Source organism: Anaerostipes stercorihominis, from assembly GCF_057535655.1.
Map to the genome: position 1 here is coordinate 340,066 of NZ_BAAJCL010000001.1, position 22,648 is coordinate 362,713.

22 protein-coding genes are annotated in these 22,648 nt (G+C 39.4%); 6 read left to right on the forward strand and 16 right to left on the reverse strand.

Annotation, left to right across the window (positions count from 1 at the left end; all coding sequences use genetic code 11):
- Nucleotides 1-201: 201 nt before the first annotated feature.
- Nucleotides 202-375, reverse strand: a complete 174-nt coding sequence (locus AC27EF_RS01720; protein WP_487108444.1) for a hypothetical protein — start codon at nt 373-375, stop codon at nt 202-204.
- A gap of 663 nt (nt 376-1,038) precedes the next feature.
- Here AC27EF_RS01720 and AC27EF_RS01725 point away from each other — a divergent pair.
- From AC27EF_RS01725 to AC27EF_RS01735, 3 genes are read left to right on the forward strand one after another with little or no spacing between them, the layout of a single operon-like run.
- A complete protein-coding gene (locus AC27EF_RS01725; RefSeq protein ID WP_487108445.1) occupies nt 1,039-2,178 on the forward strand; it encodes a tyrosine-type recombinase/integrase in 1,140 nt (379 codons plus the stop codon).
- Complete coding sequence (locus AC27EF_RS01730) at nt 2,175-3,221, forward strand: site-specific integrase (RefSeq protein ID WP_487108446.1); 1,047 nt, start codon at nt 2,175-2,177, stop codon at nt 3,219-3,221. The genes AC27EF_RS01725 and AC27EF_RS01730 overlap by 4 nt, the downstream gene beginning before the upstream one ends.
- Complete coding sequence (locus AC27EF_RS01735) at nt 3,211-3,735, forward strand: hypothetical protein (RefSeq protein ID WP_487108447.1); 525 nt, start codon at nt 3,211-3,213, stop codon at nt 3,733-3,735. The genes AC27EF_RS01730 and AC27EF_RS01735 overlap by 11 nt, the downstream gene beginning before the upstream one ends.
- A gap of 476 nt (nt 3,736-4,211) precedes the next feature.
- Here the strand turns inward: AC27EF_RS01735 and AC27EF_RS01740 are convergent, their stop codons facing one another.
- The 4 genes from AC27EF_RS01740 to AC27EF_RS01755 all read right to left on the reverse strand — a co-directional run bounded on the left by AC27EF_RS01740 (nt 4,212) and on the right by AC27EF_RS01755 (nt 8,331).
- Complete coding sequence (locus AC27EF_RS01740; protein ID WP_487108448.1) at nt 4,212-5,222, reverse strand: GGGtGRT protein; 1,011 nt, start codon at nt 5,220-5,222, stop codon at nt 4,212-4,214.
- A gap of 13 nt (nt 5,223-5,235) precedes the next feature.
- On the reverse strand, nt 5,236-5,928 hold the full coding sequence (locus AC27EF_RS01745) for an iron-sulfur cluster assembly scaffold protein (RefSeq protein WP_487108449.1): 693 nt from the start codon (nt 5,926-5,928) through the stop codon (nt 5,236-5,238).
- 210 nt (nt 5,929-6,138) lie between these two features.
- Nucleotides 6,139-7,446: an MFS transporter gene (locus AC27EF_RS01750; RefSeq protein ID WP_487108450.1), complete on the reverse strand. Its 1,308-nt coding sequence runs from the start codon at nt 7,444-7,446 to the stop codon at nt 6,139-6,141.
- A gap of 9 nt (nt 7,447-7,455) precedes the next feature.
- Nucleotides 7,456-8,331 (reverse strand): phosphodiesterase, encoded by an 876-nt coding sequence (locus tag AC27EF_RS01755; protein WP_487108451.1) that lies wholly within the window; start codon nt 8,329-8,331, stop codon nt 7,456-7,458.
- Nucleotides 8,332-8,584: 253 nt separating this feature from the next.
- Here AC27EF_RS01755 and AC27EF_RS01760 point away from each other — a divergent pair, with 253 nt between their 5' ends.
- The gene (locus AC27EF_RS01760; protein ID WP_487108452.1) at nt 8,585-9,697 is read left to right on the forward strand and encodes a LacI family DNA-binding transcriptional regulator; all 1,113 of its coding nucleotides are present in this window, start codon (nt 8,585-8,587) and stop codon (nt 9,695-9,697) included.
- Between the two features lie 78 nt (nt 9,698-9,775).
- Here AC27EF_RS01760 and AC27EF_RS01765 read toward each other — a convergent pair whose 3' ends face one another.
- From AC27EF_RS01765 to AC27EF_RS01810, 10 genes are all read right to left on the reverse strand, one after another.
- The gene (locus AC27EF_RS01765) at nt 9,776-10,663 is read right to left on the reverse strand and encodes a hypothetical protein (RefSeq protein WP_487108453.1); all 888 of its coding nucleotides are present in this window, start codon (nt 10,661-10,663) and stop codon (nt 9,776-9,778) included.
- Nucleotides 10,664-10,694: 31 nt separating this feature from the next.
- The gene (locus tag AC27EF_RS01770; protein ID WP_487108454.1) at nt 10,695-11,363 is read right to left on the reverse strand and encodes an LbetaH domain-containing protein; all 669 of its coding nucleotides are present in this window, start codon (nt 11,361-11,363) and stop codon (nt 10,695-10,697) included.
- Nucleotides 11,364-11,374: 11 nt separating this feature from the next.
- On the reverse strand, nt 11,375-12,277 hold the full coding sequence (gene cysK / locus AC27EF_RS01775; RefSeq protein WP_487108455.1) for a cysteine synthase A: 903 nt from the start codon (nt 12,275-12,277) through the stop codon (nt 11,375-11,377).
- Between the two features lie 14 nt (nt 12,278-12,291).
- On the reverse strand, nt 12,292-13,365 hold the full coding sequence (locus AC27EF_RS01780; RefSeq protein ID WP_487108456.1) for an endonuclease/exonuclease/phosphatase family protein: 1,074 nt from the start codon (nt 13,363-13,365) through the stop codon (nt 12,292-12,294).
- An 11-nt stretch (nt 13,366-13,376) separates the two neighbouring features.
- Nucleotides 13,377-14,129 carry an exodeoxyribonuclease III gene (gene xth / locus AC27EF_RS01785; RefSeq protein WP_487108457.1) on the reverse strand — a complete coding sequence of 251 codons (753 nt, stop codon included), beginning with the start codon at nt 14,127-14,129 and terminating at the stop codon, nt 13,377-13,379.
- On the reverse strand, nt 14,130-14,993 hold the full coding sequence (locus AC27EF_RS01790; protein WP_487108506.1) for a DMT family transporter: 864 nt from the start codon (nt 14,991-14,993) through the stop codon (nt 14,130-14,132).
- Nucleotides 14,994-14,995: 2 nt separating this feature from the next.
- Entirely contained in the window at nt 14,996-15,553 is a 558-nt protein-coding gene (efp, locus tag AC27EF_RS01795; RefSeq protein ID WP_487108458.1) for an elongation factor P, read from the reverse strand.
- Nucleotides 15,554-15,616: 63 nt separating this feature from the next.
- Nucleotides 15,617-16,801, reverse strand: coding sequence for an iron-containing alcohol dehydrogenase (locus tag AC27EF_RS01800; RefSeq protein ID WP_487108459.1), 1,185 nt, complete (start codon nt 16,799-16,801; stop codon nt 15,617-15,619).
- A gap of 15 nt (nt 16,802-16,816) precedes the next feature.
- Entirely contained in the window at nt 16,817-17,593 is a 777-nt protein-coding gene (locus AC27EF_RS01805) for a shikimate kinase (protein WP_487108460.1), read from the reverse strand.
- 95 nt (nt 17,594-17,688) lie between these two features.
- Nucleotides 17,689-18,600, reverse strand: a complete 912-nt coding sequence (locus AC27EF_RS01810; protein WP_487108461.1) for a LysR family transcriptional regulator — start codon at nt 18,598-18,600, stop codon at nt 17,689-17,691.
- A 127-nt stretch (nt 18,601-18,727) separates the two neighbouring features.
- Between AC27EF_RS01810 and AC27EF_RS01815 the strand changes: the two genes are divergently transcribed.
- The gene (locus AC27EF_RS01815) at nt 18,728-20,716 is read left to right on the forward strand and encodes an oxidoreductase (protein WP_487108462.1); all 1,989 of its coding nucleotides are present in this window, start codon (nt 18,728-18,730) and stop codon (nt 20,714-20,716) included.
- A 142-nt stretch (nt 20,717-20,858) separates the two neighbouring features.
- Here AC27EF_RS01815 and AC27EF_RS01820 read toward each other — a convergent pair whose 3' ends face one another.
- A complete protein-coding gene (locus AC27EF_RS01820) occupies nt 20,859-21,356 on the reverse strand; it encodes a YqeG family HAD IIIA-type phosphatase (protein ID WP_487108463.1) in 498 nt (165 codons plus the stop codon).
- Between the two features lie 194 nt (nt 21,357-21,550).
- Between AC27EF_RS01820 and AC27EF_RS01825 the strand changes: the two genes are divergently transcribed.
- A complete protein-coding gene (locus AC27EF_RS01825; protein ID WP_487108464.1) occupies nt 21,551-22,591 on the forward strand; it encodes a hypothetical protein in 1,041 nt (346 codons plus the stop codon).
- Nucleotides 22,592-22,648: the final 57 nt, after the last annotated feature.

A 22,648-nucleotide genomic window follows, 5' to 3' on the forward strand; every position in this document is an offset into this window, starting at 1 on the left:
TTTGGGTGTTTCATGTATGTTTCTAAAGAAGAGCAGTTTTTGAAAACTGCAAACAGAACACTTTCAATGACTTTTCTTCCGTATTTCTACAGTTTTATCCCATATATATTTTTATCAATAAGCTGATAACATAATTATTATCATCAAATTGATAAATAAGACCCTGTTTTTTTAAAAGAAAAAGAGAGCCTCCGCTCTCTTTTAAGGTAATAATACATCCAATACTTCTTTTGGATTAGCACCGAGCTGAACAAGCTGCACATATATTTGACACCCTTTGTCAAATAAGTCCAGGCTCTTATATTTTTCTCGCTGCACGACTACTTCTCTTAAATAGTTCATTCCTTCCTCAATTGTTTCGATTGTTTCAAACATGTTTCTTTTCCCTTATAGTTTTATAAATGCAAGTATTAAGACGACGCCACCTATAGTACAAAGCGTCGATAGATCCAACAAACCAGCCCTCATTCGTATAATGAGGTAATAAAACAACAAGGAACACATACAAAATCGAAAGATTAATGAAATCCTTTCATTGACCTTCTTTTCGAATACTTCATTGTTTGCGTACTCTGTTATGTATCGTATGAGTATTTTCTTCAAATGAACTTCCTCCTTTTTTTGCAATGAGAAACGAATCGAAGTATTGATATGTCTGCTCCGATTCGTCCGTAATATTTTCCTATAATAGTATGTAAAAAAAGAAGAACCTCTAAATCAGGGTTTGTGTAAGTAAAAAATATATTGAAAAAAATTCAAAGTATGGTATACTTCTACATGTATAATAAAGCTAAAATATGCAGGTTTTTGCCATCCTGGTGGCGAAATACGGCAAAACTTCTATGTCACTCACGTTTTATGAGTACATCATTATTTTCTTAAAGCCTATTACTATGGTTTATATCAAATCCAGGAAATTCACCATGCTTCTTATTTTTCCAGAATCATTTCAAACATACTATTGATGGAGGTATTATCGCTGAAGCGCTGATGCATCCGTTGTTTCTGTATCATACTGTACAAGTGAGGAGAAGTATATTGAAGAGAGCAAATGGACAGGGAAGTATATCTACTCTAAAAGGAAAAAGGCGTAAAAAGAAATGGGCACGGGTCGTAACTGGATATCAATATGATGAAAAAAAAGATACCGTTATTCAAATCAGAAAAAGCCTGGGTGTTTACAAAACAGAATCAGAAGCACAAAGAGCTATAGACAATTATCAAAGAAATCCCTATGAATTCCTAAATAAAGATATGGTACTCAATGAGGTATTTTTAAAACTGCACGAAATCATTTATGAGACAAATCCTGATTATGCAGATGATCTAAAGTATCATTGGAGGTACTGCGACCAGATTAAAAATGAAAAAATAACGAGCTTACAAACCGTACATTTAATGAGATTTCTAAACAGTCCTCCATTCTATATAGATGACAGCGGAAATAAAAAGTATGCTTCCCCAAATACAATCATGCGAATCAAATCACTCCTAAATCAGATGTACGATTTGGTGACTGCTGAAAGCATCCTCCCTGTCAATCTTGCGAGAAACTTTAAAATAAGCAAAAAGGTCAAAAGAGAATATAAACAGCAGCATAAGCGTCATGTTCCTTTTTCAAAAGAAGAAAGGGAAATCATAAAATCAAGGCTTGATTACCCTTTCGTAGACTTCATCTACATCAGCATTTTCATGGGATGGCGGCCGGGAGAGCTGGTTGAAATTTTAACTGAGAACACGTTCCTTGAGGAGGGGTATGTCATTGGAGGAAAAAAGACCGAGAACGGGTATATGAGAACCGTTCCAATCCATCCGTCTATTAAAAATATCATAAGATCATATTACGACCTCGCAAAAGAACTGAACAGCCCATATTTGTTTAATGATCCTTACATTTCAAGGCACAGTACAACAGCGAAACATTTAAGCTACTCTAACTACAGATATCGGTTTAGCAAAGCCATGGCGCATTTAGGATTAGACTCCCATACTCCGCATGATTCGAGAACCACCTTTGCCACAATAGCAAAGACATCCGGTATAGATGCTTTTGCAATAAAAAAGATCATGGGACATTCCACCAAAAACGATGTCACTGAGGACTGTTACATTGATCCTGATTTTCAATGGTACGTAGAACAAATGGGAAAATTTAATTACGATGGAGAGAAAGAATGATGATAAGGAGAAAGAACGGAGACGGCACTATCCGTGAAATCAGAAAGAATGGAAAGATATGTTATCAAGCGTTATCTCCTTTGAATAACCAGCACCGCCTCTCTTTAGGAGTTTATCCATCGAAACGTGCTGCTAATGATGCGATTGAGGGTTTTAAAAGAAATCCAGCAGCCTTTTCCTTCATGACGTTTGAGCAGCTTTATGAAGCCTGGGCAGACGAGGTGGACATGTTGAGAAATGATCCTTATGTCTACTCTTACTGCTCTTCACTGCATCAGAAAAGAGTTGTCTGCATATCAAAAAAGGACATAGTACGATGTATCAATTCAGCCCATAAGGTCGATGCTGCCGGAAAGAAGGTACATGCGTCTTCCAATACGAAACAAAAGATGAAATCTTTTTTTAACAGGATCTTTGATCACGCAGTCCTTAAAGGAATCATAAAGGAGAATATCGCAAGAGATATTCCTTTTAATTTCTCCGAGAAGCAGAGCGGTCGTATACAGAGATTTTCTAAGGACGAGATAAAAATCCTTTGGGAACAAGTTGACAATCCATATACTTCATACATTGCAATTCCCGTATTAATGTGTCTGTATCATGGAATATCCGGCAGCCAGATTGTGCGGGTCAAGAAAACGGATCTACATTTTGATAGAACCATTTCCGTTCCGATTGATACATGCGGGGAATATATACACCCGATTCCAGTTCATCCAAAACTATATGCAATCGTTACGGAGCCTTCTTTGAACTCCAAGTCTGATTCTCTGTTTCCGGATGAGTTTGGAAATGAGATGACCTACGACGTTTTCCGAGGGAGATATCAAAAAGTTCTAAACAAACTTTCCTGCCCTCACGCTATCGGAGATATGAAAAACACGTTTCTTAACGCCGCTGAGAAAAGCAAGATAGACCCGTATATTTTAAAGCATTTCTTAGAGGTCCACGACCGAAGAAGACAGCCGTTAGTTTATGACGAAAGCATAAAGGAAAAGATGAAAAACGCGATACTTTACATAGGAGAAACTTATGATAAATAGAAGAAAGAAAGGAACTGGATGCATCCGGTTTATCGGAAAAAACAGAAAAAAACCATGGCAGGTAGTTATCTCTAAGAAAAAGCATGATGGATCCAGAATTCGGATTCATCTTGGCTGTTTTGAAAAGAAGGAACAGGCCAAAAAGTATTTAGACGATTACCTTCGCGATCAAAAGCCCAGAGTCATTTCTCTGAAAGAGCTGTTCCGTTTATTTAAAAAACACTTTAAGCATCATTTTCCAGAGAAAAGCTATCGGATATATGAGTCCGGGTATGAATTTAGCAGACAATACTGGGGCAAGGATGTTTCTTCTATGACCTTGTGTGATATAAAAAATATACTGCTTAACGGCACCCGCACAGGGGAAAAAGGGAACCTAATCTATATCAGCAGTGCAGCAAGAGAAAAAGTAAAATCATGCTTTAACAACCTTTTTGATTTTGCTTATGATCACTTTTACATAGCAATGAACATGATCAGAGACATTTCATTGAAAGCGCTGATCCAATCTTAACTTACTCCTCTTCATTACAATGTAAGGAAACTTACAGTTTTTTTAATGCAATAAAAAATATATGGAACACCGCAAGAAACGTGGTGTTCCTTTTTTTATTGCATTTTAGGCTTCTTTAGACCTCCCTTAACTGCTTTCCTTATTTAGGGATACACAAAATTCATAATTCGTTCAATCAGGGATACAAAAAGAAAGCAGAATTTACCTTAAGGGATACAGAAGGCTCATTATTTACTCTTCGGGATACACATTCCAAAAAACCATTTGTATCCCTATATTTCGGCGAAAAAATCTGGCAGAAGGACACGCTTCTGTTTTATGGTAACCAATTTTGGTAACCAATTTGTAACCAACGTGTAACCAACGTATATATTTTTACTGATTCTTATATGCTATTTCCATATATTTACGCAAAAAAGAAATGGCCCAAAACCCACGGTTTTAAGCCATTTCTTGATACTTTTTGAATCTTTTATTTAGAACTTACCTTCTTTGGCGCTCTCCTCTAAACTAACTGCTACAGCTACCGTAGCACCTACCATTGGGTTATTTCCCATACCGATTAATCCCATCATTTCTACATGGGCCGGCACAGAAGAAGATCCTGCAAACTGTGCATCACTATGCATACGTCCCATAGTATCTGTCATACCATAAGAAGCTGGTCCTGCTGCCATATTATCCGGATGAAGTGTACGTCCTGTACCTCCGCCGGAAGCTACAGAAAAGTATTTTTTACCCTGCTCCATACATTCTTTCTTATAGGTACCTGCAACAGGATGCTGGAAACGAGTCGGGTTTGTGGAGTTTCCTGTGATGGAAACATCAACCCCTTCTTTATGCATAATTGCAACACCCTCTGTTACATCATTTGCACCGTAACAGTTAACCTTAGCTCTCAAACCTTCAGAATAAGATTTTCTGAAAACTTCTTTGACTTCTCCTGTATAATAGTCCATCTCTGTCTCAACGTATGTAAATCCATTGATTCTTGAGATAATCTGAGCAGCATCTTTTCCAAGACCGTTTAAGATAACTCTCAATGGTTTCTGGCGAACCTTATTTGCTTTTTCAGCAATACCGATAGCTCCCTCAGCAGCAGCAAAAGATTCATGTCCTGCCAAAAATGCAAAACATTCTGTTTCTTCTTCCAACAGCATCTTTCCTAAGTTACCATGTCCAAGACCTACTTTACGCTGATCCGCAACAGATCCCGGAATACAAAATGCCTGAAGACCTTCCCCGATTGCCGCAGCTGCATCTGCCGCTCTTTTACATCCTTTTTTAATTGCAATCGCCGCACCTACAGTATACGCCCATTTTGCATTTTCAAAGCAAATCGGCTGAATTCCTTCCACCTGAGCATAAACATCTAATCCAGCAGCTTTTGTAATTTCTGCAGCTTCTTCTATAGAATTAATGCCATACTCTTTCAAAACAGCAAGAACTTGTTTTTCTCTTCTCTCATATGATTCAAATAAAGCCATTCTTCGTTACCTCCTATTGTTTTCTTGGGTCAATAATTTTCACAGCGTCATCAACGCGTCCGTATTGACCTTTCGCCTTGTCCATAGCTGTCTGAGCATCGTCTCCGGCTTTGATAAAATCCATCATTCTTCCAAAATTGATAAACTGGTATCCGATAATCTCATCATCTGCATCAAGAGCGACACCTGTGACATAACCTTCAGCCATTTCAAGATAACGAGGTCCCTTCTTCAGAGTTCCATACATTGTACCAACCTGAGATCTTAAACCTTTTCCTAAATCTTCCAGCCCGGCACCGATCGGCAGTCCGTCTTCAGAGAAAGCACTCTGAGATCTTCCGTATACGATCTGTAAAAATAATTCTCTCATTGCTGTATTAATCGCATCACAAACCAAGTCTGTGTTTAATGCTTCTAAAATCGTTCTTCCCGGCAAAATTTCAGACGCCATAGCTGCGGAATGTGTCATGCCTGAACATCCGATGGTTTCTACCAATGCCTCCTGAATAATACCTTCTTTTACGTTAAGAGTTAATTTGCACCCTCCCTGCTGTGGCGCACACCAACCTATACCATGTGTTAACCCTGAAATATCAGCGACATCTTTCGCTTTTACCCATTTTGCTTCTTCAGGAATCGGGGCAGCTCCATGGTTTACACCCTGAGCTACTGTACACATTTGTTCTACTTCATGTGAATAAATCATGTTGAAACTCCTTTCAGTATTAAAATTAACAGTTTCATTTTAGCATATCGTTAAAAATAAAACAACAAATTATCTTAATATCTTTATTAACTTCGACAAACATTTTACAAATCCTGTCGAATCAGAGAAATGGAAGTCTCATACCCAATCCCATGAATTTCTTTGCAACTACGTAGCAGCAAATTCCTGATAGTCTTTCGAGATAAATTTCTATTTTTTCCCTTGTTCATGCCGCCGTTTCAAAACCAATGCACAAACAACGCTGATCAACGCCACTGCTGTGGAATACAATCCAACATATATGGTATCTCCTTTTCCGTAATTGATCAAAACCGTACAGATTGTAGGTACCATTCCTGCCACAAGAAAACTCGGAACATGATATACAAATGATATTCCAGAATATCGAACTTCCGTCTCAAAATAAGAAGACCACAAAGAACTGATAACTGCCCATATTAAATTGTAAGCAATGCTCCATCCGAGAACAATTCCAACAATTGTAATTAAGAGATTTCCATGACTTAATTCGATTACTTTCAATGTGGGAATACTTAAGACCGCCGAAGCCAATCCTCCAATCACAAACGTTTTTGTATTTCCCAATTTCTGTGCACACCATCCGCCAAACAAAGTAAACGGTATCTTAAATATGCAGGCAACAATTGTAATAATATAAGTCTGAATTAGCGGCATTCCGAGCCAGCTAATGCAGTAGGACAAAATCCATACAATGAAAATATTATAAAATGTGCCGTCTACCCACCTGGTTCCGCATCCCAGAAGCAGCGTTTTCCAATATCCTTTTACCATTGGCACAAATCCGACTTTATGTTTTTTTCCTTCTGCCTCTTCTGCTTCCAGCTTTGCCTGCGCTTTTTTATAATCCTCTGTTTCCATCATCTCCCCTTTTTGCCGTATCACAATCGCGGTCAAAACAATGGCAGCTAAAAACGGAATTCTCCATCCCCATGTAAAGAAAATTTCTTCCGGAAGCACCAGCGTTGGAACAGCAATAAGAATTGAGGACAGGCCAAATCCAATGGGTAATCCAATCTGAGGAATTGCAGAATAAAAAGAACGTTTATTTTCCGGCACATTTTCATAAGCCATTAAAATTCCGCCTCCCCAAGTGCCGCCTCTTCCAAAACATTGTGCCAGACGCATCAACTGAAGAACAAAAACAACCCAGATACCTGCCTGCGCGGAAGACGGAAGAATTCCTATGATCGATGTAGAAATTCCCATCATCAGCAAGGAAGCATACATGGTAACCTTTCTTCCTTTTCGATCTCCGATATGCCCAAAGAAAATTGCTCCAAAGGGTCCGGCAATATATCCAATCGCAAACGACATGTAGGATAAGATCAAGGCTGTCGTTTCATTGCCTGTCTGTGCGAAAAATACTTTATTAAATACCGTTCCCGCCGCCGTTCCGTACAGCAAAAAGCAATACCATTGAACTGCGCTTTCAAACAAAGTAATTGCCGCAATTTTTCTGAATTTTTTATTTCCCATGACATCCTCCTAATCTTCTTCCCCATCATAATATTGAAACGGCCAAGGTCCGGAATAAGGCGCATCCGTTGGAATCGTCACATAATGAGTATTGATCTGGTCATCCTCTAATTCATGAATCAAATATGCGGGATTCCCCAGAAAAAAGCGATCTCCGCCTCCTTTAAATCCATTTCTTTTTTCCTGCTCCGTAACAGATGAATCATACTTTCCGCGGAAATCCACTTCCATCTGCATAGAGATTGACGGACAGGCTACGCTTGGTATTCCTTTCCAGCATGTAAAAATTGCCGTGTGCATATGTCCGCAACAGAGACGAACATTTTCATGCTTTTTCAAAATTTCTGCCAGCCGGTCCGCTTGATCGAACCCCTCATCCATTGCCGGCAAACCTGTAACAAACGGCGGATGATGTGTCAGGACTAACGTAGGTTTTTCTGGATATTCTCCGATTTTCTTCTCCAGCCACTCGGCAACCGCGTCACTTAATCCTCCCGAATGACATGACGGTTTGCTGGTATCCACTACAATCACTCTCATCGGATATTCATCAATTGTATAACAAATATATGGTTGGATTTCTCTTTCTACCGGAACTTCCTCCGAAAACATTTCTAAAAAGAACTCTCTCTTATCATGATTTCCGGGAACAATATAGACTGGTCTTGGAAGCTTTCTCAGCCCTTCTCGAATCAGTTCGTACCCCTCTTTTGTACCGCCCTCAGACAAATCTCCGGTCACGACAAATAACTCCGGCAATTCATAATCTTTTTGTTTGCAAAAGTATTCTACCGTCTGATCCAGAGCCTTTTTGGTATCCGCTTTTTGAAAGGAAAGCTTCCCGTCACCTCTTAAATGGAAATCTGATATTTGTATAACCCTCATAAAGATATTACCTCCTGGTTTTTTTATCGTTGTTCCAGAACTTAAAATATGCTACAATTAATTAAAATTTTAATTAAAAACATCAATGTTTGTTTGATTTAATTTTATAATTTTTAATCAAACAAGGCAATTTATTTTAATTATTTTAAAATAAATATGGATTTTTTCCTAAAAATCGGCGTTTTATTTTATATATTATTCACAAATTAATTAAAAATTTATTAAATTTTTAACCAACAAAGGAGAGGGTATCATGTCAAACTGTAAAAAAATAACATTAAAAGATGTTGCAGAACATTCGGGGGTATCCGTCAGTTCTGTTTCTATGATTCTAAATAAACGATCTGATGTTTCCTTTTCAGAAGAAACCATCCAAAATGTTCTTTCTTCCGCTCAAAAACTAGGTTATTGCACAAAGAAAAATGCAAAAACAAAAACTTCCGTGCAGTCTCCTAAAAATATCATCGCTATCTTTTGCCCTAATATTTCCAACGCCTATTATTCTACAATTGCTCAGTCCATCGAACAGGCAGCTCATTTAAAAGGCTTTAAGACCATCATTTTTACCACATTTCGGGACGATAAACTAGAGCAGGAATTTATAAAAGAAGTTCTCCATATGAATTTAAGCGGAATTATTTTTACAATGATGCCTGAAAAGCCTTCTTTCCTGGAACGTATCGCAAAAAAACTTCCGGTTATAACAATCGGAGATAAAACCTCTCCGCTGGATCTTGATGTAATCGAGACAAGCAACTACACCGCCGGAATTTTGATGGCTGAACATTTATATGAGTTAGGACATCGCCATATTGCATTTCTTACAACCACAATCGGTCCTTCCTTGTCCCTTGCCATGCGTTTCCAGAGACTCCGTGCGATCCAGGACACGTATCAAAAACTTTCCATGGGAGAACCATATGAAATCATTGTCAAAGAAAAACAAGTTTCTCCTGAACTGGAACGTAAAAACATTTTTTTAGAACACGGTGTCGGATATGATTTATGCAGCCAGTGTCTTGCTGACCGCCGTTTATCAAGCCTCACCGCATTTATCGGAAATAATGACATGGTTTCTTATGGAATTATGGACGCTATTTTAAAAAAAGGATATAAAATTCCCGCAGATTTTAGTGTCTGCGGCTTTGACAATGATTTTGCTTCCAGTCTTCTCCCAATTTCACTTACAACCGTCGAGCATTATATGGAAGATAAGGGAAAAAAAGCATTTGAAATGCTTTATCAAAAAATTCAAAATAGTGATATGCAAAACATCTCAGATCAAAAATGTATTATTCGTATTGAATATAAATCGAAACTCATTATTCGTGATTCTACGAATCTCTCCAGAACCATTCAAAATTAGCTTTATATTTATATGGATAAAACAAAAACCATCGTACAGATACCCTGTACGATGGTTTTTGTTTTTAAAGGATTCACTTTACTCTCCATCCAGTAAATTTTTCAACTTCTTAAGATTTTTTGCGGAAATTTGATAAAAAAACTGTTTTCCATCTTTCTTCTCAATGCAAACCATATCTTGATCTCCGACCAAAACCTTCGTCAAAGTCCCCGAAGTATAAAAGCGATATTCTTTCCACTGCTCAGTGTTTATTTTGTCTTGCTTTACTTCATCTTTTTCACATTTTCTCAGAATTTTGGAAACCTGAACTGCTGTGTCGTTAAATTTCATCTTCTGGTCTGTGACTACAATTTGAGCATCGCCGATTCTCTGGCTTTGTGTATCATAATTCTTTGAAATCTCAGCATCAATCAATGCATCTCCAATTAAAGCGGCATCATTAAATGCATATACATTTTCCGGAATTTCGTCAAAAATAATATAGCTATTTCCATAAACGCGAAATTCATACGTCGTATTGTCTTCATCAATCAAAGCATATGAGTAAATTTTATCATATTTTTTTTCAACATCGGTCGATGTGATTCCAATCATACGATAACAGCCTGCTACAATCTTTTTTGCATAGCTACACACAGGGCGGTTGGTCACCGCGAAGCTCTGATCTTTCGCCGTATTGGAAACAAAGCTGACTTTGACAATACGACTGCCCTTCACCGCGCTCTTATACTCTGCAATCTTTTGATCTCCGGAGGTTTCATGAATCGCCTTAATTTTTTTATTCAGAGAGCTGGTTTTCCTTTTCTCCATTTTCAATTGGCTTGAAAGCTTTTCATTCTTTTCCTTCAATTCCTGATAATATTCAGATTCTATAACCGAATCTTTGGATGGCTTAAAACAGCCGACAGTCCCAAGAGAAAGACCCAAGATCGCTGTGACTGCCAGTACATATTTACTTTTCCTCATATGCATTCCTTTCCTCTGTCTGTTGAATCCTTTAATATTTTTCCATTATTTCTCCAGCCTTTTTATAGATACTGTTCGATTGAATATACCCGCGAACCATAGACAGCGGATATATATTGGTATCATGTCCTACGATCGTTCCCGGATTCAAAATTGTTCCGCATCCCACTTCGACACGTGAAGAAAGAATTGCTCCGATTTTCTTCATCCCTGTCTTTATGGATGCACCTTCAGCTTTTATCACAATATTGGTTTTATCTGATTTTACATTGGATGTGATAGATCCGGCTCCCATATGAGATTTGTATCCTAAAATAGAATCCCCGACATAATTATAATGCGGCACCTGTACCCCATTGAACAAAATATCATTCTTAATTTCTGTAGAATTTCCCACAACACATCCGGCTCCAATTAACGCATTCCCACGGATAAATGCGCCGGGACGCACCTCTGTTTCCGGACCGATGATGGCCGGACCGTGAATGGTTGCCGTTTTTGCAATGACTGCTGTTTTTGCAATCCAAATATCTTTTTCCGGATGATGGTATTCGTCTTCCAAAAGAGTCGGCCCGATTTTTAAAATAAAGTCTTTAATCAGAGGAAGAATCTCCCATGGGTATGTTGTTTTTTCAAAAAGCTCTTTTGCCATGGTCTGATCCAAATCTGAAAATAACTGCTGATTCGTTAACTGTTCCATGTTTTCCCCCTTTAAAATAATCCAACACTGAAATATCGTTCTGCACGGTCTGGAAGAACTGTTGCAATCACCTTATCTTTTCCATATTTTTCTGCCATTTTCTTTGCCGTATAAAGATTGGCGCCAGACGATGTTCCACATAAAATTCCATGGACTTTTGCAAGCTCCCTTGCCGTTTTAATTGCATCTTCATCGGAAACTTCTACAACTTCTGTAATAATGGAAGGGTCCAAAATTGCAGGAATAAATCCGTCTCCGATTCCCTGAATCTGATGAAGCCCCGGCTCCTGCCCTAAAATTGCCGAAACTCCTTTCGGCTCCGCAGCAATAATTTTTGTATCTGCATTTTGCTCCAGCAAATATTTTGCAATTCCTGCCATTGTTCCGCCGCTCCCGATTCCAGAAACAAAAATATCAATTTTCTGTTGTACCTGCTCACATAATTCCCGAGCTGTCGTTTTATAATGTGCCTGTGTATTTGCCGGATTCTCAAATTGCTGTGGCATAAAGTACCGATCTGATGACGCAAGAATCTCTTCCGCCTTTCGGACTGCTCCATCTACGTTTTCCTCCGCAGGTGTCAGAACAAGTTCCGCTCCCAAAGCTTTAATTAGCTTTCTGCGTTCCTCACTCATATTCTCCGGCATGACAATGATAACACGGTATCCCATGCGAACTCCGCAAAATGCCAGACCAATCCCGGTATTCCCGGAAGTAGGTTCCACGATGGTCATTCCCGGTTTTAACTTCCCCTGCCGCTGGGCATCTTCCAACATATTTTTTGCTACACGGTCTTTGATGCTTCCTCCCGGATTTAAGAATTCTGCTTTGGCATAAATCTTACACCCCAAAGATTTCTCAAAACTAATCAACGGTGTGTGCCCGATTAAATCCAGCATATTTTCAATATACATCCTTCAAAAACCTCCTATTTTAACTTTACTTTGATTTGCACCGGATTATGATCACTGTTCTTAAAATCTTCATCCAAAACTTTTATCTCCTTTAGTTCTATGTTTGGAGATAAAATAAATCCGTCAATGACATAAAACTGTGTCTTTGAATCCCCTCGATCATATGGTTTATTTAACAAACGACAGGTCGGCAGAGTGTCATCTGCCACAAACTGCCAGTCTGAGTCAAAGACCGACTCTTCCAGTTTTCCTGCCTGAAAATTCTCATCGTTCCAAACAGGGTATTTTTCAGCATCGAGTCCTTCAAACGTCTGATTAAAATCGCCTCCGGCAATGACATAGTTCCCATTTTCATATTCCTTTTTCAGAACCTCTGCCAGTCGCTTTGTCTGTTCAACTTTTCCTTCCCCATCATCGTAAGCTTCCAAATGTAAATTCACAAATACCACCTGCCGATCGGTTCCTTTGATTGGCATTCTTTCCACCAACAGGCATCGCTTCAACTGACAGGTCCGAATCGGCCACGAGAACGGAGTTGGAAGAGCAATTCTTTGCGCATCACCGACATTTGCAAATTGACTGAGCAGTACCAGACCCCCGTCTACCTTTCCAATTGTCGGAAAAGGATACGGAATATAATCGCAATAAAAATTCCGCGCATAGGCGAACGTACCATTCCAGCCATCCGAAAATGCCTTTACTTCATTATAATAATACGATCTTTTTGAATTTTGATCGACCTCCTGCAAAAAAACAACTTGCGCCTGACTCTTTTTCAAGACCTTCTTCATCGCCTGAACGTTCGATTTTACCAAAGATGCATCCTCCGGGCGAACATTTTTTCCGCCATCCATGAAGAAATCTTCTGTTTCGCTCAGCGCTCCGTAGCCTACATTCCAAGTCAAAACCGAAATTTCCTGATCTTTCCCAATTGTTTTTGGACTTTTCCCGGAAATTTTTATTTTCTCTTTCTGCTTTGGCCGATACTCTCGAATTGTAAAGAGGACCAAAACCGCGAGAAATAAAATCACAATTCCCGTCAATATTTTGGAAAATCCTAAAATTATCTTTTTTGTACGTTTTCTCAAATGATCACATCCTATTCAAAATCCAGTTCAATTGGGCAATGATCAGATCCCATAACATCTGTCAAAATCTTGGCATCTTTTAGACGGTCTTTCAAAAGCTCAGATACCATAAAATAATCAATTCGCCATCCTGCGTTATTTTTTCTGGCATGAAACCGATAAGACCACCAGGAATAAATCCCCTCCCGATCTGGATAGAAATAGCGAAACGTATCCACAAATCCGGCTTCCTGAAGTTTCGTCATCTTTTCTCGCTCTTCATCAGTAAATCCAGCATTTTTTCGATTTGTCTTTGGGTTTTTTAGATCAATTTCCTGATGGGCAACATTTAAGTCTCCGCAAAAAATCACCGGTTTCTTTTCTTCCAATTTTTTCAGATACATCAAAAAATCATCTTCCCACTTCATTCGATAAGATAATCTTGCAAGTTCGCTCTGTGAATTCGGTGTATACACTGTAATAAAATAATAATCATCAAACTCCAGCGTAATGATACGACCTTCCCGGTCATGCTCCTCAATTCCCATGCCATAACTCACCCAAAGAGGCTCTTTCTTTGTAAAAATTCCTGTTCCGGAATATCCCTTTTTCTCTGCATAATTCCAGTACTGGTAGTATCCGTCCAATTCCAGCGCAAGCTGCCCCTCCTGCATCTTACTTTCTTGGATACAGAAAATATCCGCATCAGCCTCACAAAAAAAGTCAAGAAACCCTTTCTTCACGCATGCACGAATCCCATTGACATTCCAAGATATAAATTTCATTTAATCTCCTCCATATTTTTTGTTATACAAAAAAATTGCAATTCCCGCGGCAATGATAATCAAATATCCAAGAAAACTCCATCCATCCGGAACCTGACCAAAGAAAAAGAAACCGAGAATTGCAGAAAACATAATCTGTGTATAATCATAAACAGAAATTTCTCTTCCCGGCGCGTAGGTATAAGCAGCCGTAATCCCAAATTGTCCTCCGGCTGCCGCCAGACCTGTTAACATTAAAAATATAAGCTGCGTTCCTGTTATCGGATGAAAATCTGCAATCATAAACGGAATACAGGCAAGCATTGAGAACACAGAGAAAAACAAGACAATCACAGGTCCTCGCTCCCCTCTAAGTCCCAGTTTTCGGACGCAGGTATAAGCAAAACCCGCACACATTCCTCCGCAAAATCCAATGATTGATGCCGGTGTGATTCCAGCTGTAAAGCTGGGTTTTACAATAAAAAGGCTTCCTGCAAAAGCCGCAGCAACGCAGGCACATTGTGCCGGTGTAATCTTCTCTTTCAGCACCAAATAAGAAAAAACAATAACAAAAAAAGGCGATAACTTATTTAGGCTGGAAGCATCTGAAAGCACCAGATGATCTACCGCATAAAAGTTACAAAAAATACCTAAGGTCCCAAAAAGGGACCTTAAAATAAACCAATGTAAATTTCTCTTCTGAATCTGAACGCTCTCTCGACTGCGCAGCAGCATCACGAAAGCAATCACTGCTGCAACCAAATTACGAAAAAAACTCTTCTCAATTGACGGCAGATCTCCTGCCAGCTTTAGAAACATTCCCATTAAAGCAAAGGAAAAAGCTGACAGAATAATACACAGGATTCCCCGATTCTTCTGTGTCAGCATTATACTCTGGAAGAATACTCTCCGGTACGTGTATCAATCTTTAACGTATCGCCTTCGTTAACAAATAACGGAACCATAACCTGTGCCCCTGTTTCTACTGTACAAGGTTTGGTCGCTCCCTGAGCTGTATTTCCTTTTTCTCCCGGCTCGCATTCCGTAACCAATAACTCTACAGAAATCGGCGGTTCTACCTGGAACGCATTGCCTGCATGAGATACGATTGTAACATTTTCATTCTCTTTTACAAATTTCAAGGAATCTCCAATCACATCCGGTCCCAGTGCGATCTGATCAAATGTTTCATTATCCATAAAATAGAATAATTCTCCATCGTTGTATAAATACTGCATCTCTTTCCGCTCAATATGCGCGTTTTCAAATTTTTCTGTCGGACGGAATGTTTTCTCTACAACTCCGCCGTTCTTAATATTTTTTAATTTGCAGCGTACAAAAGCCGCTCCTTTTCCAGGTTTTACATGCTGAAATTCGATAATCTGATAAATATTTCCTTCAAACTGGATTGTTAATCCGTTTTTAAAATCTCCTGCTGTAACCATCTTAAAATTGTCCTCCTTCATATATCTTGTTTTCATTTTATTATAAATCTAAAGTTGAAGCAACTATTTATTTGCCAATTTATAAATTTCATAAATATCCTTTTTATCACACGCTTTAAAAGAACCAATGGTTCTGGTTCCTCCATAAGAGCATCCGTCTGCCATCTTTTGAAGTTCTTCCTCTGTTTTAAAGCCAATTTCCTCAGCTTCCCCAAAACCAGTCGGCATATCTAAAGACTTAAAATATGCAACAGTTTTTCTGATCCCCTCCTGTGCCGCTTTGACCGGATCTGTCTCTTTAATTCCCCATACTTTGGAAGCATACTGAGCAAAACGCTTCGGTTTTGCATCATACACATAGGTTGCCCAGGCTCCCCAGACAGCTGACAGACTTGCACCATGTGCAATATCAAATTTAGCACTCAGCTCATGCCCCAGCTGATGTACTGCAAAGTCTTTTTCTGCTCCCAGTCCGGTAAGACCGTTATGAGACAGACTTCCTGCCCACATAATCTCACTCATCGCATTATAATCATAGGAATCTTTGATTGCAATTGCTCCATTTCGTATCACAGTGCGCAAAAGTCCCTCTGCTATTTCATCGGTAATCTCGTTGTTTTCCGACTGTGTAAAGTAACGGTCCAGTGTATGCATCATAATATCTACAATGCCGCATCCAACCTGATATTTGGGCAGTGTATACGTAAGCTCCGGATTCATAATCGCAAATGCCGGACGATTCAAGTCTGTGGAAAGCCCCCTTTTCACTTTTGTCTCCTCATTGGTAAGCACCGCAGAATCACTTGTCTCACTTCCGGCTGCTGCCAACGTTAAGACAACACCTACTGGAAGAGACTTTTCCACGGTTTTCTTCCGGGACCAGAATTCCCACAGATCCGTTTCCGGATTTGCAGTTCCATGAGCCACTGCCTTGGCAGTGTCAATCACACTTCCACCCCCTACTGCCAGGATAAAATCCGCTCCAAATTCCTTGGACTTCTCCACTGCCTCTCTGGCAAAAGAAAGTCGTGGATTTGGCTTTACTCCGCCCACTGTCGTGAAGACAAGACCTGCCTCCTGCAAAGAGGCGGTTACACGGTCCAAAAGCCCGCTTTTTATAACACTTCCACCTCCATAAACTACAAATACCTTTGAAGCGCCTTGCTGCTTCGCAAGATTTCCAACTTGTTTCTCCGTTTCTTTTCCGAATACAATTCTGGTAGGTGTATACTGAGTAAATGAATGCATAATGAATCCTCCATCTTAATTTCTGGTTAATTTCGCGACAATTTCTTCTGCAATTTCTTCAATAGTTTTTCGGTCTGTATTTACCACAATATCGGCTGCTGCCTCATATTTTGGCCGACGTTCCTCCATCATTTTTGAAATAAATTCTATATTCTTGTTTCCTCGCAGCAGCGGCCTGTCATCGTTATCCTTCACACGCTCTAAAATCACTTCCGGCGATGCAGTCAAAAGAACAACCCTTCCATTCTTTTTCATCTCTTTTACATTTTCATCACGAAGTGCTACCCCGCCTCCGCAGGAAACAATCTGATTGTTTCTTTTTTGCAGTTCAATTAAAAGATTGGTCTCACAATTCCTAAAATATGTTTCTCCATATTCTTCAAAAATCTTATTAATTGTCATTCCCTCTTTCTTCACAATCACCTCATCCATCTCAACCTGAGGAGATGCAAGAATTGTACTTAAATAGGTAGAAACTGTACTTTTTCCTGTTCCCATAAATCCAATTAACAAAATATTGTGTGTAAACAATGTTTTTGCCTGAATTCTTCGGCTATTCTCCACAATATAAGTGAAAATGTCCAATATTTCATCCTTATATGTATTATCGTCCACATGCGTTAACAGCATTTTCCGCTGTCTCTTTTCCTGTTCCGGCTGTAAAATCGGAAGGCCATTCTCCTTTTTATAAACCATAATCTCTTTGATAATGTCCATCCGTTCCTCAAGAACCGATACAATCTTTTTATCACAGAGATCCAATCTCTTTCTAATTTCTTCTAATTGGCTCATCGTTTGTCTTTCCTCTTCTCTCCATTCTAGTATCTGCTGCCATCAGATTTCCCATGGCAATCTTTTCTTAGTATAGCATAAAAACCCCGTAAATTTCAATGACTTCTCTTTGTACTTTCCCCATTGCCGCTTCTGTTTCTTTTTAAAAAATCTATAAAGTCTCTCACCACCGGCGTTAAATATTTATTTTTCTTCATCACGAGATAAATATAGCGTTCAATGGATGGAGAAATAATCGGGCGAACGCAGACATCCATGGTATCCAGCAGTGGAATTTTAGGTAAGATTGCAATGCCGAATCCTGCTGCCACAAGACCAGCCACAGAAGAATCTTCTTCTCCTTCATACGCAATGATCGGCTGACGCTTTATTTTTGTAAAGCAATGATCAATGACCGGACGAAGTCCGCTATTTGGGGTAAAATACACATATTCGTAATCTACTGTATCCAAAAGATCAATCTCTTTCTTTTCTGACAGCGGATGCCCTTTCGGAGTAATTAGCACCAGTTCTTCCTGTCCAATCGGAAGAAATTCCAGTTCTTTTTCTCCATCTACATAGGAAGAAAACACGAAATCATATTTTCCGTCTTTTAATTCCTCTATGATTTTTTTGGTTGTCCCTTGCCCAAAAGAAAATTTAATGTGATTCTCTCCCTTGACACTTAGATACTCTTTGATCAACTGCGGAACAAAATGACTCCCCAATGTAAAGATATATCCCATATCAATAAAGCCGCCATCGACTCCGGAAGATTCCATCAAGATTCGTTTTCCTTCATCCAGCATATCCAAAGACTGCTCTACATACCGTAAAAATAAAGCTCCGTACTTTGTCAGCCGCGCATTTCTGCCCTGTTTTTCAAAAAGCTTCACTCCCAATTCATTTTCCAGACAGGAAATCGCATGACTTAAGCTTGGCTGAGTGATCGAAAGCATATCCGCCGTTTTTGTATAATGTTCCTCTTTCGCCAAGGTCCGAAAATAATATAAATGATTCAAATTCATAACTATATCCCCAAAATCCATAAATTTTATTTATAAATAGTATAACACATTCTTCATTGCATTTATATATTCACTTTGCTATAATTATTTTTAGAAAATTATTTTATAAATTGGAGGAATCATAATTATGGCAGCAAAGAATTTCCGTAAATTATTTGAACCGTATACAGTAAAATCCATGACACTGAGAAATCGCATTGTCATGACTCCCATTGGAACAAATTTTGCTGAGCATACTGGAGAAGTAAATGAAAGACTCATTGAATATTATAAGCAGCGTGCAAAAGGCGGAGCGGGCCTGATCATTATTGAAGGTGCCAGTGTCTACTCCCCGCAGGGTGCAAGCGGTTCCTATCAGCTCCGTATCGACCACGATAACTATATCCCGGGCCTTTATCGGTTATGCGAGAGCATCCATGACTGCGGCTCTAAAATCAGCATCTTATTAAACCATGCGGGATCCGCTGCAAACGGTACCATCACGAATATCCAACCGGTCTCTGCATCTGATATTCCTTCCAGAGTGGGAGGGGATATTCCAAGAGCTCTCTCTAAAGATGAGATTTTAACAATTGTCGATAAATTTGCACAGGCAGCCAAACGCGCAGTCACTGCAGGGTTTGATGCAGTTGAAATTCAGGCGGGGCATGGTTATCTGTTAAATCAGTTCCTATCTCCGACAACCAATGACCGCAGCGATGAATTTGGCGGCTCTAAGGAAAACCGCGCCCGTATTGTTACAATGGTTTTAAAAGCCGTGCGGGATATTGTAGGTGAGAATATTCCAATTTTTCTTGGCATCAGTGCAGATGAGCTTGCGGAGGGCGGAAATACTCTGGAGGATACGCTGGAGATCGTTGATTATTTCAAGGACTATGCTGATGTATTTTGTGTTTCTGCCGGTTTAACTTGTTCTATCCAATATCAATATGATGCCGACTACCTTCCGGACGGATGGAAATCATATATGTCCAAAGCAATTCGGGAAAAAACCGGAAAACCATGCCTTACCAGCGGAAACATTCGGGAACCGGAGGTTGCAAATCGTATTTTAGAAGACGGAGATGCAGACCTGATTGCCATCGGACGCGGATTAATCGCAGATCCTGAGTGGGTCAACAAAGTACAGTTCGGCAATACGGATGATATTAACCGCTGTATTTCCTGTAATAATGGCTGCACTGCCACTTTAACAGATGAACCGATGCGATGCAGTATTAACCCTGCAGTTGTTTCCGGTTCTCATTACAAAAATCGAAAATTAAAGAAACCTTGCAACGTTGTCGTCGTTGGCGGAGGAACTGCCGGATTAGAAGCTGCATGTACTGCCGCTGAAGTCGGATGCGCAACTGTTCTCATCGAAAAAAGCCAGCAGCTCGGCGGACTTGCGAGACGTGTAGGGCAGATGCCGAACAAACGCCGTCTCGGATATTTCCCACAGTATTTAGAGCACAGAGCTATGGGACTGAAAAATTTATTTATCTGTAAAAATACAGAGGCATCCATTGATTTTATCGAGGGCTTCAAACCGGATATCGTTGTAAATGCAACCGGCTCCAAACCTCTTCTTCCGAATATTCCGGGATTAAAAGAAAATCTGGAAGCCGGAAACGTATCAACCATCTTTGATCTTGTTGATAACGTGGATTCTTATCCTGAGGACTTAACCGATAAGAAAGTGGTGATCATCGGCGGCGGAAATGTCGGACTGGATGTTGTAGAATTCTTTGTTCCAAGAAAAGCCGATGTTACCATTGTTGAACAAAAATCTCATTTTGGAGAAAATCTTGATTTCATCACAAAAACCGGATCTTTGGAGTTTATGAATAAATACCATGTAACGCAGTATCCGAATGCTTCTCTTTTGGAGGTCAAAGACCATAGCTTTATCGTCAGACATGATTACAAAGATTTAACGCTGGATTTTGATTATGGATTTATTTGTCTGGGTATGGAGTCCGCCACCCCTGATCTTCAGGAACTGTACAACCACTTTATTTACGAAGGAATCGAAGTTCTGAACATCGGTGACAGTGCACAAACTCGTCGGATCATTGAAGGAGTAAAGGAAGGCCGTGATATTTTAGTTGCTCTGGAACGACAAAATTTCATTTAAGGCAGTTTAGCCCATATCATCATCGGAAGTGCCAAAAGGTACGTTTCGGAATTGTAAGCGGTCGCCAATGTCTCGGGCAAGCCCGGACTTTGGCTCATCGCTGTCACAAAAAGATCCGCTGATTTGAATTCAGCGGATCTTTCTATTTCTTTTTATAATAGCTTCTAAGAACAATCTTTTCAATATAACGTTTTAAAACAATCTGTATCTCCTCTTTGGGATGAATCGGCGTTACAAGAATACTGTGAATTCCTGACCGGTTAGCCCCGTAAATATCTGTAAACAACTGATCTCCCACAAACAATGTATTTCCTCTGTTCGTACCCATAAGTTTCATCGCATGGAAATAACCTTTTCGCATTGGCTTCCCTGCCTTATAGATATAATGCCTTCCTCCAACTGCCCGGCAAAATTCTTTGACTCTCGGTTCTTTATTATTGCTGGTAAAACAAAATTGATAGCCAATGTCATGAAGCCTTTGAAATAATTTCTTTGCACGCTCATCTGCCGGTGCATTATGAGCAACTAACGTATTATCTACATCAAAAATAATGCCGCGGTATCCTTCCCGATAGTATTTCTCAAAATCAATATCATACGTACTTTTTATATCCTCTGAAGGGTAAAATTTTTGAAACATCTTTGTTTTCTTCTCCTTGTTTCGTTTTCTCTATTTTATAACAGTTGAATTTTTTTCGCAATACCTTTCCTTTTTCTGGTACTTTCACACTTTAATTTTGTAAATTTTTATTGTATAATTAAATTACTTATTAAAATCCTGTATTTCTTGTTAACAAATCCGCTTCATTTTACCATTAAGGAGGGAGAATTTCTATGAACTCTAATTTTATTACAAGATCCAAAATCGATCATATTGTGGAACACAAAATCGACGAGATGTCCAAAGATCCTAAATCCGCTTTAGAATCACTGGAAGCAATGATCCACCGCTTTTCCTTCAGCCGTTTCCAAATCCCTGCCTTTTCCATCGTTGATCATCTTCTTGCAAACCATGACAGCGCATATTATTTTATGATTCAGCGCATTCTTCGCCAAACCTCTCATTCCGCCATCAAAAACCTCGGAATCCTTCTTGGATATAATAGTTGGACCTACGGCGCAAAACTCTTGCGAACAGAATCTAAAAAATCAGGATATTGTATTCCGTGGAACATTATTTTCCGTTGGAATCCATCCTGTACTGACCAGATAAATTTAGAAAATATCCGTCAATTTGTAGCAGAAGGCAATAAGCTTGGAATTTATACTTTTACAATTCGCCAGCTCTCCTGCGGTCCGATCCCCGGAGAGCTGTTTGATTTATTCTCCAATCATCCCGACACACTCTTTTTCTGGATGCTTCCGGATCAGCCCCTTGCTCCGATCCATTTTCGTATGATTGAAGCCAACCAAAATATTCTGGTGTTTTTTCAGGGCAACGCCCATCATACAGACCGTAATGTCCGCTTTTTAAAGCAACATCATTCTCTTTATGGCATTTACTATCCTTATTCTGCCGATGATGAATCTTACCTTTTTTCCGATCAATTTTGCGAGTATTTTCCTCACTACGATGCGCCCTTTGTCATTATGACTGCCGATGATTCCTGCCCTGATTCTATCAAAACACGCTTTGCAAAGCATACTTATTCCACCAGACTTCGACAAAATCTTCCGTTCATTCTCCTGGACTTTTATTCGGATCTGATCCGAATTAACCGTTTAATCACCGAGCAAGACTGTCTCATGGAATTTGATACCGATGGTTCTCTGATTTATCCTTCGTGGGACAAGCCTACCTTAGATTCTGCATATATGTTGAATCTTAGCTGGTATCTGGCATCCTGCATGCCGCCGCTTCTTCACAATAATTAAAAAAACCAATGGAAACCGTCACCTTTAAAACTTTTTCCATGAAAACTTTCCCATATT